Genomic DNA, 14,303 nt, shown 5'->3' with positions numbered 1-14,303 from the left:
CTGGACGCTACTCAGAAGTAATCTCCACGATGCGGCCGTCGTCGGCACGGAAGTACGCCGACCGGCCCCAGTCGTAGTCGGCCGGTTCGCGGTAGACGCGGAGGTTCTTCTCCGAGAGGCGCGCGAACGCCTCGTCTACGTCCTCGACGGCGAACGTGTAGTGGTCCTCGCACGGGAGGTCCCCCTCTCCGGGGTCGTAGGTCTCGTGGACGAGGACCTCGACGCCCTCCACGTCGAACAGCGCCATCGACTCCTCGGCGCGTATCGGTTCGCCGACGGCACGTGCGTAGAACCTCGCCGTCGTCTGCACGTCGTCGGTGAAGATGGCGACCTCGCGTAGTTCCATACGACACCCCTCTCGCAAATCGACAAGTTACTTTCGATGATGAGAACGGTGCATATTCGCTATTCGGCGGCGTGACTACTAGCGGGGACGTTCGAGACACAAAAGAACGAGAGCGGTCGGGGTTACGCGACGAGCAGGTCCTCGCCCTTCTCGACCTTGACGCGGCAGGGCGGGGAAATCTTGTTGTACGAGCGACGGAGCGCTTCTTTCGCCACGTCGGCGTCCTCGGGCTGGCACCACACGGTGAAGATGCGGTCGTTGGCCTGAATCCGGGCGGCCGTGCCGACGACTTTACCGAACGCCTGACGCATTCCGTCGGAAACACGGTCCGCACCCGCACCGGTCGCCTGCTTGTTCTCCCGGATGACGTGGTGGGGGAACTTGCGGAGAATCATCTTGTAGTTCTCCTGCCCGAGTTCCTTCAGCAGGTGACGGTTGGCCGATAGGCGGGAGGCCTCCAGCGCACCGTGGCGCTGTTGACACTCCTCCTCGGTGATGAGGCTAATCTGGATGGGGTAGTCGTCCTGATTGCTTTCGAGGTTGCCCATCGCGTGCTGTGCAATCTTCGAACCGGGGATGCCGGTGATGTACTCGCGTCGGGTGTACGGCTGCTTGCTGATTTCCCGGTACATCGAGGCGGGTTTGTCCGACATGGTTATTACTGGAGTCTGAGGGTCACGCGGCGGATAAACCCTTCGATGCACGGTAGGGCGGTCAGGAACTGGATACGCGGACGCCGGAGCGATTCGGCACCGAGCGGCGGACGCTCAGTCGCCGCTGGGCGTCTCGGCGTGCCCGCGGTCACTCGGGTCGGACGCCGACGACTCCCCGGTCGCGTCCGAGGAGGTGACGGTGAACTCGCCGAGGAGGTCCCTGAGGCGGTCGGCCCGCTCCGAGAGGTCGTCGGCGTCGTCGGCGACCCCCGCGAGCGAACTCGTCTGCTGTTCGGCCGCGCTGGCGGCGTCGTCGGCCCCCGCCGCGGTCTCCTCGCCGATGGCGGCCACTTCGTCCACCATGGCGACGACCTCCGACGCCGACTCGGCCTGCGATTCGGTCGCGTCCGAAATCTCCTGAAGGCCGGCGTTGGTCCGCTCGACCGCTGTCACGACGTCTTCGAGCGACGACATGGCGGTGCCGACCGTCTCGGCACCGGCGGCCACGCTCGCTTGGGTTTCGCGGATTTCGGTCGCGGTGGCGTCGGTCTGGGTCCGGAGGTGGTCGATAGACTCGTTTATCTCCTCGGTCGCGTCCTGCGTCTGCTCGGCCAGCGCCTTGACCTCCTCGGCGACCACCGCGAACCCGGACCCGGCCTCACCGGCGCGGGCGGCCTCGATGGAGGCGTTGAGCGCCAGCACGTGGGTCTGCTCGGCGATGTCGGTGATGAGACCGACCACCGACTCGATGTCGGCCATCCCCTCGTCGAGTCGCTCGACCGCCTCGACCGTGGCGTCCACGTCGTCCTCGATAGCGTCGAGTTCGGCCAGCGCGCGGTTCGCCGCCTCCCGGCCTGTCTCGCCGGTCTCGGCCGCCGACTCGGCCTGCTCGGCCACCTCGTCGGTCGCCGACGAAATCTCCTCGACGGTCGCCGACAGGTCGTTCATCTCGGCCGCGGCCTCCTGCAAGCGGCGGTCCTGTTCGTCTGTCGCGTCCGAAATCTCCCGGACCGACCCCGAGACCGCCTCGCTCGCGCTCCGAACCTCGTCGGCCCGGTCGGTGACGCGCTCGCTGGTCTCGGCCACGTCGTCGCTGAACGACCGGACCCGGCGGAGGGTCTCGTCCAACTCGTCGAGCATCTGGTTGAACGCGACTGCCACCTCGGCCATCGCGTCGCTCTCGACGCCCTCGTCGAGGCGGCGAGTCAGGTCGCCGTCGGCGCACGCCTCCATCACCTCGCGGTACCGTCCGGCAGTGGCTTCGAGTCGCTCGTTGAGTTCGGACGCCTCCCGCTTCGCTCGCTGGGCCTCCCGGCGCTCGCGTTCGGCCTCGGTCCGGGCGTCCTCGGCCGCCGACCGGGCCTCCTCGGCGTCCCGAATCTTCTCGCGTATCGAGACTCGCATGGCGTCGAACGCCGCGTAGAGCCGACCCACCTCGTCATCGCGCTCGGTGTCGAGTTCCACGTCGAGGTCGCCGTCCTCCATCGACTGGGCGGTCTCGGCCAACTCGCGGAGCGACCGGGAGGTCCGCCGGCCGAAGACGGTCGTCACGACGCCGAACACCACCACGGCCGCGAGGACAGTCGAGAGGAGACTGGTCGCTATCTGGTCGCGCACGGCGTAGGCGCTGGACTTTGGCGCGTAGGTCACGACCACCCAGTCGGTGCGCTCGACCGGCGCGTAGGCCGCCAGCGCGTCGTCGCCGGCGACGAACCCGGAGTTGCGCTCGTTGGCCCCGTCGGTTACGATGGCGGATTCGTTGATACTCGCCGCATCCTGCGAACCGGTACCGGTGCGAAGGACCGTCCCGCCATCTGCGTTCAGCACTCTCGTGTACCCGCCATCGACAGTCTGGTGGAGTCCGTCGGCCTGCTCGGAGAGGGTGGCGGTCACGACGACTGCGCGGTCCGGGGAACCGGGGACCGCGCTGACGAACGCGACGACTCGCTCGTCGGTGACGAGGCTTCCGTAGGACGACGAGATGTAGACGTTGTCGGGACTGCTCAGCCAGAAACTCATCGAGTTGACCGCCCACGGCACCTCGGTCTTTTGGAGGTCGGTCCCCACCGACTGCTCGGTCGAACTCGCGCGCACCGTCAGCGAGTCCAAATCGACGTAGTGGATGGCCACCACCTCGTCGGGATACGCCGAGACCTGCTCCCCGAGGTAGTCGCTCACCCCACCGTCGCTCTCGTCGCGGAAGGCCTCGGCCTCCGACAGGGTTCGAGTCTGGAGGCGGAGATTGGTTATCCACTCGTGGAGACCGTCGGCCTGCAGTTGTGCGGTGGACGAGAGTTGGTCCCGAATCTGTCCCTCCACGGTGTCCGTCGCGGCGGCGTAGTTGTACGTCCCGACGCCGGCGGTGACGACGATAACGAGCAGTACGACCGCGAAGAACTTGCCCGCGAACCGCGTTCGTATCGGTTTCGGGAGGAGCGTTCTGCCCCGCAGTGTTTCGAGCGCATCCCGGAGTCCAGCCATTAATCCGCCAGTTTCTCCCCGGTAGTTAAAAATGACGCTAAGTAGAGACGATAGATATTCGAAACGTCAGTAAGACAGTCTTTTTGCCGTCAATTCACTGGCACGTACCTAGCGATTCCCGCCGGGAGGCGGTCGGCCAGCGACTCCCCGAGGTCCACGAGTCGCTTCCGAACGACGACGTAACCCGCCGAAATACCGAGGAGGCCGAGGGCCGCCTGCTGGAGCGGTTCGGGGTAGAAGACCCCCGGAAGCGCGAACGCCGCGGCCGCCAGCAGGTCCTCGGGCGCACCGTCGTAGCGAATCCAGCGCCGGGGGCGAATCCACCGACCGCGGAAGTGGTTGTAGACGGCCTCCTCGGAAGTGGCCTCCCACGGTCGGAGTTCCAGTCCGCCGCCGAGTGCGTCCGAGGCGGAGTGAATCGCCGCCGACGCGAGGAACACCGCGCCAGCGACAGTCGCCGTGGAGGGACCGAACGCTGTGAGTGCGAGCGCCGGAACCGCCGCCAGCGTGTAGTACACCGGGAAGTGGAGGTCCTTCCGGTGGTCGCCCGCGAGGTCGAGGTCCGGAAAGAGTCCGCCTACTCCTCCGGCCACGATTGCCAGCGGGGCGAACTCGGGCGCGACGAGGAGCGCGATTGCTCCCAGCGCCATCCCGAACAGGGCGTGGGTGGTCGCCATCATCGTATCTCGGGGTAGGCGTCGTGAGTATTCAAACCTGTTGCCGGCTCAAGGACGGAATACGACGAGCGTGAGCGCCGCCAGCAGGCCGCCCTCGACGAACCCCGCGCCGTGGGCGAAGATATTGGTGAACGTCCCGTGGGCGATAGGGTCGGCCGGAAAGAGGCCGAAGACCAGCCAAACCAACAGCGAGAAGACCAGCGAGACGTAGAGCAGGTCCAGACCAACCTGTTGGTAGTGGTCGTCGCCGAAGGTCCTCCCGCGCGTCCGCGAGACGATACCCGAAACCGCCAGCGCGAGTCCGCCGAGGACCGCCGCGCCTTCGAGGAGCGTGACGCGCCCGGCGTAAATCCACAGCAGTTCCCCGAACAGCAGTAAGACCGCGAACTGGCCGACGAAGAAGACGGTTTCGCGCGAGTAGCTCTGTCGGAGGTGGACCGCGACCGCGACCAGCAGAAACCCGCCGAATCCGGCGACGACGCCCGAGAAGCCCCGCGAGACCGGCGAGGCTCCGGGGAACCGAGTTTCGAGGATGGCGTAACTCGTCAGGTTGACCACGACCGGGAGCGCCACGAGGAGCGCCAGAAAGGTCCGGCGGAACCACGTCCGGCGGTCGGCGTGGAGGCAGACGAGGTAGGTCACCAGCGACAGCGAGACGTACCCGCCGAGGTTGCTGAGGAGATGCTCGGTCCCGGCGTGGACGTAGGCCGCGGTCAGGAGCGTGGCCGGGCCGAACGCGGCGTGGTCGAACGCGAGGCGTTCGTGAAACGCGGCCGGAAGGAGAAATTGGATTGCGACGAGGACGACCCCCACCACAGCGATGGCTGTGAGGTCGGCCGCGACCACCGACCGCGGGTAGCCGAACGCCTGCGAATCGGTCGAGCGGTCCGGGGCCGCTGTCGCGTCGCTCATTCGAGTGTGGTATTCGTGGGCGACCGGCAAAAGGGTCGGGCCTGCCAGAACCACTATTGACGCGCCGGGCGCAGAAAGGGTATGGTCGAAGTCAGCGAGAACCAGAGCGAGACGTTCGACATCGGCGGCGAACTGACAGTCCATCGCCTCGCCTACGGCGCGATGCGGTTGACCGGCGAGGACATCATCGGTCGGCCCGACGACGAGGCCGAGGCCCGCGAGGTCCTCCAGCGTGCGGTCGAGATGAACGTCGATTTCGTGGACACCGCAGACTCCTACGGGCCGGGGGTCAGCGAGCGCATCATCCGAGAGGCCATCGACCCCGACGATGCCGTGGTCGGGACCAAGGCCGGACTCCTCCGGAACAAATCGGGCGACTGGATTCCCCACGGCGGTCCCGACTACTTCCGGAATCAGGTGCTGTGTAGCCTCGACCGCCTCGGCGTCGATAGCATCGACCTCTACCAACTCCACACCCCCGACGTGGACTGCTCGTTCGAGGACGCGGTGAACACCTTCGCCGAGTTGAAAGACGACGGACTGGTCGAACACGTCGGCCTGAGCAACGTCAGCGTCGAGCAGTTGGACCAAGCCCGCGAGATGGTCGAGGTGGCGACGGTCCAGAACGAGTACAACGTGGGCAACCGCGACCACGAAGACGTACTGGAAGCCTGCGAGGAGAACGACATCGGCTTCATCTCCTACTTCCCCATCGGCGGGGGCGAGTTGGGCGAGAAGGAGTCGGTGCTGGAGGACGTGGCCGAGAATCACGACGCGACTGCCCGGCAGGTCGCGCTGGCGTGGTTGCTCCAGCACTCGCCAGTCACGATTCCGATTCCGGGGACCTCGACCGTGGACCACTTGGAGCAGAACGTGGCGGCCTCGGCGGTCGAACTCGACGACGAGGAGATGAACCGACTGAGCGAGTAGCCGACGCATCGCCGTCGCTGTTCGAGAAACGAACGCTCACCGGCACGACGCCGTCGCTACCCAGTCGAAAATTGAAGTAAAGTTAGTTGTCTGAAAGTCCGACCGAATTACAGTCGCTGGACGTTGGTCGCGCGGGGACCCTTGTCAGCCTGCTCGATGTCGAACTCGATTTCCGTTCCCTCTTCGAGGTCAGGGCCGCCAACGTCCTCCATGTGGAAGAAAACGTCCTCGTCCTCGTCCTCAGTGTCAATAAAGCCGTAACCGCCCGTGTCGTTGAAGAAGTCAACCGTACCTTTCGCCATTGCAACTATAGAGAGAGTCGGCTTACGGATAAGACTTCCGAGAGAACTGATACCACGGATTACGGAGGGTCGGTGCCCGCGAGCAGGTCTTGTCGTCTGGGCGTGATTCGTAGACACCGATAGCAATTATTTTGCGTGTTAAATAACTATATTTGTTTCTCAAGCAATTTCTTCGATTGCCTATCAGTCGGAGTAGGCGTGTTCGAAGGGGTCGGGCGGCAGAAGCAGGTCTTCGAGTTCAGGCATGTGCTTGACGTTGTAGACGACGTTCAACTCCTCGGTGATGGGGACGCCGTTGCACGAGAGGCGAATCCCCTGCTCCATCAACTCCGAGGAGAGGACGTGACTGGCCGGCATCGAGAGTTCGCCGTCGAGGAGCATGATAGCGCAGTTGGCGCAGGCCCCGCCGCGGCAGGCAAACGGCCACTCGAAGCCGCGCTCCTCGGCGGCTTCGAGCAGGGACTGACCGGGTTCGACCACGAACCGGCCGAAATCCACCTCGTCCAAGTCCGCCTTAGCCGCCTTCCGAAAGAGGTCCTCGTCGTCGGTCCGCCAACCGAAATCGCTCAGCACGTCGTAGTTGAGATACGTGACCTCCGAGGAGGTCCGCACGTCCTGTTTCGCGTCGGACTCGTCCTGCTGGCGGTCACGCTGTCGGCGCGTTTCGTCCTGTGGCTCGGCTCGGGGTTCGTCGTCTGTGTCCTCCTGTGCAGGGGACGTGCCGTTAGGCGAGTAGCCCGCCTTGATTTTCTCGTAGGCACGCCTGACCGTCTGGAACTCCTCGACGGAACCGCCTTGGTCGGGGTGGGCCTCCTTCACCCGCGCTCTGTAAGCCTGCTCTAGTTCCTCCTCGTCGGCGTCGGCGTCGAGGCGGAGGACTTCGAAGGGGGACTCCATCAGGAGTTGCTAGCGAAATTGGAGATAAAAAGGTTGGCTCGGAACCGTCGTTCGCCGCAAAAGTTGTTGCCTCCCCGATTTGAACCGAAGTAAGACATTCCGGGAATGCTCACTGCGTTGTCGTTCGAGAGAGCTTCGCTCTCTCCTGATGACGAAAATCTTCGATTTTCGAACCACGCTTCCGGGCTGTGACTTACAGGAATCAAATCGGTCGTGAGCATTTTCACTGCTCACTTCGTTCGCAGGAAAATGCCGCCTCCCGGACTTGAACCGGAGCCAGACGTTCTTGCTCACCTCGCTTCGCTCGGTTGCGCGAGCCTGCGACTGGCAGGGTTCAAATCCGTCCGGAAACCAGATTTGCGATTCGCGGAGAAGCGAGCGACATAGAAGTCGCTCGCAGTATTGCGAATCGCAAAATCATGCCGCCTCCCGGATTTGAACCGGGGACAGCTCGATCTTCAGTCGAGTGCTCTCCCAGTCTGAGCTAAGGCGGCGCACTCGAAACGAGGCACATGATATAAAAAAGCGTTTCGAAACTCCACGAGGGGAGCGGGACAAATTCTTTGAGCCACGAGAACGAACCCCACAACGAGATGGGCGACCCCGCCTGCTACCTCGAATTCTGTCCCGAGTGCGACGCGCAACTCACCATCGCCGACGAGGAGTGCCCGGACTGCGGGGCGCTCCTCGACTGAGAAAACCGGCCTGCGATTCGCTCAGGCCACCTTCCGGCGCTCGGAGAAGCGCGTCGTGCCGGAGGCCGAGTCGATGACGGTGACGATAGTGACGTAGCCGTCGTTGGACTTGATGGCGAGACCGCCCGAGAACCCGACCTTCACGCGCCGGGTCGAGACGTGGGACTCGCCGGCGTCGAGCGTCCCGACGGTTTCGTTGCCCGACCACAGCAAGTCGTCGCCGGCGTACATCTTCGTCGTGACGCGGACCTCCCGGCGCGTCTCGCCACCCGAGTTGGTCAGTCGCGCGGTCACGTCTCGACAGGTGCTACCGCACTTCTCGATGGTCTCGATGGTGAAGGCGTAGCCCGGACTCTCGGCGCGCGTCGGCGTCCCCTCGGCGTTCGAGTCGCCTGCGTCACCGGTGCCGTCGGATTGGGTCGGGTCCGGATTCGACTCCTCGGCCGGGGTTGCAGTCGCTGGCCCGTCGGCACCGGCGTCGGCGGTCACGTCCGGCAGAGGACCACCGATGAACAGCACGCCCCCGCCGACGAGGCCGACGCCGAGGACGACCACGAGGAGCGCGCCTCTGTTCACCGTCTCACCCCGCAACTCGCCACCCTGAAACTCGCGTCCGAGTACATGGCCGTGGCGTTTCTACCGGGGTTGTATAGGTTTGATGGCTCGCGTGCGCGGGGGACCCAAAGGGCGGGGAGACCCTTCTCCTCGCTTTCTTTAGCACATTTTCAATCAAATATATGTATGTGCTGGCGAAACGATGGGCTATCATGAACGACGCCAGCGAGGCGCGCTCGCAGGTGGGCATCGGGACCCTCATCGTGTTCGTGGCGATGGTCCTCGTCGCGGCGATTGCCGCGGGAGTCTTGGTCCACTCCGCGGGATTCCTCCAGTCGGAGTCCGAGACGACCGGTCAGGAGAGCGTCGGCCAGACCACCGACCGGGTTCGGGTCGTCTCGTCGGTCGGCCGGTTAGACGCTGTGTACAACATTCGGGACGACAACATCGTCGTCGGAGAGGACGGCAACGTCATCACCGGGTCGGTCGTGGACAGCGACAAAGTACAGGGGAGCGTCGTCACCGCCGACGGCCGGAACGTCGTCCTCGATGCGAGCGATAACGTGGTGGCGGCCGACAGCACGAACGTCGTGAGCGCGAACGGCGAAAACATCAGAGAGAGTACGGGCCTCGGCGGCGAAATCATCGCGGACGGGAGTTCCCTCGAGTACGCGGTCGAGTTGGGAAGTAGCGACAACATCATCACCTACGGTGGCGGCGGCGGGACCCAGTACAACGTCGAGACGGACAGCGGAACCAACGTCGTCCTAAATCCGGACGCGTCCTTCGTGGACAACGAACCGGTCACCGCACCCAACGTCACCGAAATCGGACTGGTCGTTACGAAAGGGTCCGGTGCGTCCGACGTGGACCTCGACGGCGTTACGGTTCAGTATCTCGGCCCGAACGGGAAGACGACGCTCGTCCGGAACGGAACGGCGAGTGCAGAGCGCCCGGATGTCTTCGACGTGACCGCCATCACGAGCGATTCGAGTCCGAACGTCCTCACGGACGCCGACGAGCGCCTGCGAATCGACATCTCGCTCACCGAGGACGCGAACGGCGAGTTACGACCGCTGGAGGAGAGCGAGACCGCAGAGGTGACGATTACAACCCAGTCGGGCGCGACGACCACGATACTGCTCGAAGTTCCCCGCTCCCTGCCGAGCGATAAAATCGCGGTCTCGCTGTGAGAAAGCCGGGGTTTCGAGGCGACCGACTCCGACAAGCGTAACTACCTCTCGACAGTAGTCTTGTATGATGTGTGAAAAACTCCAATCGGTAGCGAAACTCGGCGTCGCGCTGTTCGTCGTCGTGCAACTCCTCGCGCTCGTCGAATGGGCGTCGAACGAGAACGTGGTCTGACGCCGGCGGGCGAACCGCGGACTCCTCGTCCGGAGCGACGACTGCCACTCGTAAAACCAGAATAGACACCTATCTATTTCTTTCAGAATTAGAAAGAATTCCTATACAGGCACAAATATTGTTTAGGCTGGACGCCGCGGTCACGCCCGGCGTCGGCGGCGACTCGAGGAGCCTTTAGGCTTCGCATCTCTCAACCGACGTATGGATGGCGTCTTTCGCATCGGCGAGGAGTACCGCGACAAGGGGAGTCCGAACCACCCGAAAGACCAGTTTCTGCGCTGGATTCGCGGGTCGCTCGACACCGGTATCAAGAACACGGGCGGCATCCGCGACCTGAGTTCCGAAGTCACCGACGAACCGGCGGCACTCGTCGTGGTCTCGAACGACGCCGGCGTCTCCCAGCACGCCGACCCGTGGCAGGACGCGCTCTCGACCGACACCGGTCGAATCGACTACTGGGGCGACGCCAAGCGGGGCAACCCCTACGACGAGTCCCACCAGAACCAGAAGGTCAAGCGCGCCTTCGACCGCGCCGTCACGGGCAACCGCGAGGAGGTCCCGCCGGTCCTCGTCTTCCAAAAGCCTCGGTCCGGAATCGTCCAGTTCCGCGGCCTCTGCGTGCCCGACTACTTCGAGGTCAAGAGCTATCGGGACGGCGACGGCAACCGGATTCCGAACTACTGCTTTCACTTCAGGGTGCTGAACACCCCCACGGTCGCGCCGGGGTGGCTTCACGACCGGGTAGAGCGTAACAGCGACGAGCGAGCGCCCGACGTGTGGAACGAGTGGGTCCGAACCGGCGAACTGAAACAGTGGCCGACCGGCGAGGTTGTGAGCGAATCCGATGAAGTCACCAGCGCCGCCGGGACCCGCCGACGCTACGAGCGCGAGGTCGTCACGGTCAGCGACCAGTTCCGGAGCGAAGTGTTCGACCGGTATCGGAATCGGTGCGCGGTGACGAGCATCGCCCAGTCCGACCTGCTGGACCTCGCGCACGTCGTCCCCCGGAGCGAGCGTCCGGAGGCCGCCGAGGACCCCGAAAACGCGCTCGTGCTGAACGCGCTCCACCACCGCGCGTTCGACGCGGACCTGTTCACCCTCGACTCGGAGCGCCGGATTCGGGCCAGTCCGGAGTTCGACCCCGGCCACCCCTTCCTCCGGGAGACGATTCGTGAGCGAACGGGCGAACAGGTGTCTCTGCCGGAGGACGCTCGACTCGGAGCAGAGTATCTGGAACGCCGGAACGCGGAGTTGGGGTGGCTGTAGCGGAAAAGAGGGCTATACGGCTTCTTCCCTGTCGAGTTTGTCGCAGACCTCGAACACCACGTCCGGGTCCATGTCCAAATCGTACTCGTGGTAGGACCCGCCCTTGCGGCCCTCGTTCTCCTCGCGCCGGAGGAGAAATCCGAGCATGTAGAGGTCGCTGAGGTGGTTCTGGATGCTCTTGAGCGTGGTCAGTGGCTCCTCGGCGCGCTTGGCCGTCACCCGGCGGTACATCTTCATGATTTCCTTCGACCGGGCAGGGGTCTCGCCAACGTGGTCGAGTTGGGCCACCGCTTCGAGGACGAGGCGGGCGTGGAGCGACTGGTCCTCGATTTTGTCCTGCAATCGGCCGCGCTTGACCGCCTCGCGGGCGAGACCGATGTGGTCGTCCTCTACCATCGGTTCGTCGTTCTGCTCGGCGATTTCCGCGCCCTTCCGGAGGAGGTCGATGGCTTGGCGGGCGCTTCCGGTGTCTCTGCCCGCGACGGCGGCGGCCTTGGCGATGGCGCTGTCCGAATAGCTATCGTCCGAGAGGGCCTTCTCGGCCCGGTCGTGGAGAATCGCGCGCAGTTCGTTGGCGTCGTAGGTCGAGAACGAGATTTCCTCCTCTTTGAGCGCGTCTTGGACCTTCGCCGAGAGGCGCTGGCGGAAGGTGTAGTTGTTGCTGATGCCGATGACGCCGATGCGGGCCTCGTCGATGTGGTCGTTCGCTCTGGCGCGGGGGAGTTCGTAGAGGAGTTCGTTGGCGTCCTGCAAGTGGTCGATTTCGTCCAGCACGACCAGATGGGTCCCACCGAGTCGGTCGAGTTGGCTGTAAAACTCCTCGAGCGCGTCGGCCGTCGAGAGACCTTTCTTCGGGAAAGAGGCGCTGTCGTCGGGAAGCAAGCCGTTGACGAGCGTCCGGACCGCGCTGAACATCGTATCCCCGTTGCAGTTGTGCCGGTGGACGTAGAGGTCGTCGGCCTCCTCGCGCTGTTCGGTCTCGGTTTCGAGTTCCTCCAGCACGTAGCGCGTGACCGCGGTTTTTCCCACGCCGGCCTTCCCGTAGAGCATCACGTTCGAGGGGTTCCGGCCGAACAGCACGTCCTTGAACGCGGATTTGTACTCGTCTATCTCCTCCTCGCGTTCGAGGATTTCGTCGGGTTGGTACTCCTCTTCGAGGACTTCCTTGTCGAGGAAGATGGTGTCCGTGACGTCGCTGAACAGCCCGCCCATTGTTCGCTCTAATCTCAAACTAATAGAATATAAAACCACTGTTCTTGAGTTTCGTCTGTTTTCGTTCTTTTAAGTAAGTGAGTGAGAGTACATTTCGTGAGAAACACGTAGGAAGACGGGAGGTAGAGTCTTCGAGCGCCGATTTGCCGCTACACGAAGATATAAACTAACGTGTTAGAGTTCTCGGAACTCGAAGCGCGACGGTACCCCGTGTCCGAGAACACACGAAACGTACTCTCCCTGTCTTCCATCGGTACTCGACCATCCTCTCTATGCCCTATCGACACTCCAGCATTCGCTGGCCCCGCAATAAAACAGACGAAATCAGCTCACAGTTCGAAACAAAATCAGCTCACGTCCCGGAGGCCCACCCGGAGACCCCTCATCTCAGAGAACAGACGAAACGTACTCTCCCTCTCCACCCCACTCCAGACACCGACCACGCGAACGAGTACCAAGAACAGACGAAACGTACTCTCTCCGACGAACTGATAGCCCGCCCCGACGAGACCGGAAACAGACGAAACGTACTCTCTCACACCCTCACACCGAAAGACGGGCACGAGTCGTCGGGGACGAGAACAGACGAAACCCACTCTCACGCGACCGAACTACGCGGCTTCGAGCGCGACGAGTCGGTAGCGAAACGGGTCGACCAGCAAGAGGAGTCCGGCACCGACGGCGGGCGCGGCGAACGTGGCGGGGTCGAAGTCGGTCGCCCAGAGTTTTCGTCCGGAGACTTCCGCACCGAGACCGTTCCCGCGCCGGATTGCGACGGCGCGGTGACTCGGCGCGATGACGGCGTTCTCCAACACCGGCGACGGGGCAGAGTCAACGCCCGTCCGCAAATCGAACGACCAGCGTGTCTCGCCCGTCTTCGGGTCGAGTTCTCGAAGACGGCTTCCGTCCTTGGCGTACACCGCGTCGCGGCCCAGCGTTGGCGACGAGATGCCACCCACGTCGTCGCGCGTCCACCGACCCGACCCGTCCCGAGCGAACGCCCGGAACTGCTCGTAGCCCTGCGCGTAGACCCCGGCCTCGCCCACCGAGAGACCCAGCGCGTACCTCACGTCGGCCCGCCAGCGTCGCTCGCCGGTTTCGCTGTCGAGCGCGAGGACCCCGTGGCGCACCGGGACGTAGACCGTTTCACCGGTCACGGCGGGGGCGACGTTGCCCGTCAAATCGAGCGAGTCGTGGATGTTGTACTCGGAGTAGGCCAGCGGTCCGAGGCCCTCGTGTCGCCAGACCTCCTCGCCGTCGGCGAGCGCGACGACGGCCTCGCTCGTCCGGGCGTAAATCGTCCCGTCGCGCAGGGTGAGTCCGTACACCGACTCGTCGCCGACCTTCCGGGTCCACGTCTCGCGGCCGTCCTCGGCGTCGAAGGCGTGGACGAACGCGCCGTCCTCCTCGGTCGTCCGGTCGTAGGTCGGCACGTAGACCGTCGATTCGGCCGAGTCGTAGGCCGGCGTTCCACCGGGTTCGTGGGGCAGGTCGGCCTCGAACTCCGTTTCCCCGCCCGCGGCGGCGATTCCCGCGAGCGTCTTCTCCATGGCGATAAACACACGGTCACTGCCGACGATGGGCGACGTGTAGGGCCACCCGCCGAGAGAAACGTCCCACGCTCGAGTGACCTTCGAGGGGACCGTCGCGTCGGGGTAGAAACCGGTGTTCGTCGCGTCGCGGGCAACTTGTGGCCACTCGCCAGTGGGAAACGACGCGGACTCCTCGGTGACCGAGGAGTCCTCGAAAGCGGCACAACCAGCGAGGCCGGTTGTCAGTCCGCCAGCGCCAGCGAGGAGCGACCGCCGGGAGAGCGTCGAGGAGGGCATGGACGTAGCTGTCCGGTCGGTACTGGAAAAGTTTTCTGGAGTGAGAGGTTTCGAGTGAGTCCGGGCGAATTCGACTGCTCACTTCGTTCGCGGTCAGAATCGATGGGTCCGGGCGGATTCGAACCACCGGCCTCAGCCTTGTAAAGGCCGCGTCATAACCAACTAGACCACGGACCCGGTACC

General features: G+C 64.1%; 14 protein-coding genes and 2 tRNA genes. 4 read left to right on the top strand and 12 right to left on the bottom strand.

Annotated elements, in window-relative coordinates; all coding sequences use genetic code 11:
• Positions 1 to 7: 7 nt before the first annotated feature.
• The 5 genes from P2T57_RS14745 to P2T57_RS14725 form a co-directional block, all read right to left on the bottom strand.
• Positions 8 to 346 carry a VOC family protein gene (locus P2T57_RS14745; protein ID WP_276299974.1) on the bottom strand — a complete coding sequence of 113 codons (339 nt, stop codon included), beginning with the start codon at positions 344 to 346 and terminating at the stop codon, positions 8 to 10.
• Between the two features lie 122 nt (positions 347 to 468).
• Positions 469 to 999: a 50S ribosomal protein L16 gene (locus P2T57_RS14740; RefSeq protein WP_276299973.1), complete on the bottom strand. Its 531-nt coding sequence runs from the start codon at positions 997 to 999 to the stop codon at positions 469 to 471.
• A gap of 114 nt (positions 1,000 to 1,113) precedes the next feature.
• Positions 1,114 to 3,480 carry a methyl-accepting chemotaxis protein gene (locus P2T57_RS14735; RefSeq protein WP_276299972.1) on the bottom strand — a complete coding sequence of 789 codons (2,367 nt, stop codon included), beginning with the start codon at positions 3,478 to 3,480 and terminating at the stop codon, positions 1,114 to 1,116.
• Between the two features lie 89 nt (positions 3,481 to 3,569).
• Complete coding sequence (locus P2T57_RS14730; protein WP_337250803.1) at positions 3,570 to 4,160, bottom strand: metal-dependent hydrolase; 591 nt, start codon at positions 4,158 to 4,160, stop codon at positions 3,570 to 3,572.
• 45 nt (positions 4,161 to 4,205) lie between these two features.
• Positions 4,206 to 5,069 (bottom strand): hypothetical protein, encoded by an 864-nt coding sequence (locus tag P2T57_RS14725; RefSeq protein ID WP_276299971.1) that lies wholly within the window; start codon positions 5,067 to 5,069, stop codon positions 4,206 to 4,208.
• Between the two features lie 81 nt (positions 5,070 to 5,150).
• On the opposite strand from P2T57_RS14725, the gene P2T57_RS14720 reads away from it, so the two are divergent.
• Positions 5,151 to 5,999, top strand: coding sequence for an aldo/keto reductase (locus P2T57_RS14720; RefSeq protein WP_276299970.1), 849 nt, complete (start codon positions 5,151 to 5,153; stop codon positions 5,997 to 5,999).
• Positions 6,000 to 6,106: 107 nt separating this feature from the next.
• On the opposite strand, the gene P2T57_RS14715 is transcribed toward P2T57_RS14720, so the two are convergent.
• The 3 genes from P2T57_RS14715 to P2T57_RS14705 form a co-directional block, all read right to left on the bottom strand.
• Entirely contained in the window at positions 6,107 to 6,301 is a 195-nt protein-coding gene (locus tag P2T57_RS14715) for a cold-shock protein (RefSeq protein ID WP_128477337.1), read from the bottom strand.
• Between the two features lie 183 nt (positions 6,302 to 6,484).
• A complete protein-coding gene (gene fer, locus P2T57_RS14710; protein ID WP_276299969.1) occupies positions 6,485 to 7,198 on the bottom strand; it encodes a ferredoxin Fer in 714 nt (237 codons plus the stop codon).
• Between the two features lie 420 nt (positions 7,199 to 7,618).
• Positions 7,619 to 7,692: transfer RNA gene (locus tag P2T57_RS14705), tRNA-Phe, on the bottom strand.
• A gap of 69 nt (positions 7,693 to 7,761) precedes the next feature.
• Between P2T57_RS14705 and P2T57_RS14700 the strand changes: the two genes are divergently transcribed.
• A complete protein-coding gene (locus P2T57_RS14700) occupies positions 7,762 to 7,893 on the top strand; it encodes a hypothetical protein (RefSeq protein ID WP_276299968.1) in 132 nt (43 codons plus the stop codon).
• Positions 7,894 to 7,914: 21 nt separating this feature from the next.
• Here the strand turns inward: P2T57_RS14700 and P2T57_RS14695 are convergent, their stop codons facing one another.
• Positions 7,915 to 8,469, bottom strand: coding sequence for a hypothetical protein (locus tag P2T57_RS14695; RefSeq protein WP_276299967.1), 555 nt, complete (start codon positions 8,467 to 8,469; stop codon positions 7,915 to 7,917).
• A 191-nt stretch (positions 8,470 to 8,660) separates the two neighbouring features.
• Between P2T57_RS14695 and P2T57_RS14690 the strand changes: the two genes are divergently transcribed.
• On the top strand, positions 8,661 to 9,641 hold the full coding sequence (locus tag P2T57_RS14690) for an archaellin/type IV pilin N-terminal domain-containing protein (protein ID WP_276299966.1): 981 nt from the start codon (positions 8,661 to 8,663) through the stop codon (positions 9,639 to 9,641).
• A 373-nt stretch (positions 9,642 to 10,014) separates the two neighbouring features.
• Positions 10,015 to 11,079: an HNH endonuclease gene (locus P2T57_RS14685; RefSeq protein ID WP_276299965.1), complete on the top strand. Its 1,065-nt coding sequence runs from the start codon at positions 10,015 to 10,017 to the stop codon at positions 11,077 to 11,079.
• Positions 11,080 to 11,091: 12 nt separating this feature from the next.
• On the opposite strand, the gene P2T57_RS14680 is transcribed toward P2T57_RS14685, so the two are convergent.
• The 3 genes from P2T57_RS14680 to P2T57_RS14670 form a co-directional block, all read right to left on the bottom strand.
• Positions 11,092 to 12,291: a Cdc6/Cdc18 family protein gene (locus P2T57_RS14680; protein WP_276299964.1), complete on the bottom strand. Its 1,200-nt coding sequence runs from the start codon at positions 12,289 to 12,291 to the stop codon at positions 11,092 to 11,094.
• Between the two features lie 611 nt (positions 12,292 to 12,902).
• On the bottom strand, positions 12,903 to 14,120 hold the full coding sequence (locus tag P2T57_RS14675) for an outer membrane protein assembly factor BamB family protein (RefSeq protein ID WP_276299963.1): 1,218 nt from the start codon (positions 14,118 to 14,120) through the stop codon (positions 12,903 to 12,905).
• Between the two features lie 103 nt (positions 14,121 to 14,223).
• Positions 14,224 to 14,297, bottom strand: a tRNA-Val gene (locus P2T57_RS14670).
• Positions 14,298 to 14,303: the final 6 nt, after the last annotated feature.

This window comes from Halorussus lipolyticus (genome assembly GCF_029338375.1).
Taxonomy (GTDB): domain Archaea; phylum Halobacteriota; class Halobacteria; order Halobacteriales; family Haladaptataceae; genus Halorussus; species Halorussus lipolyticus.
The sequence above is the reverse complement of the archived record's forward strand: the minus strand, read 5'-3'. Positions and strand labels throughout refer to the sequence as shown.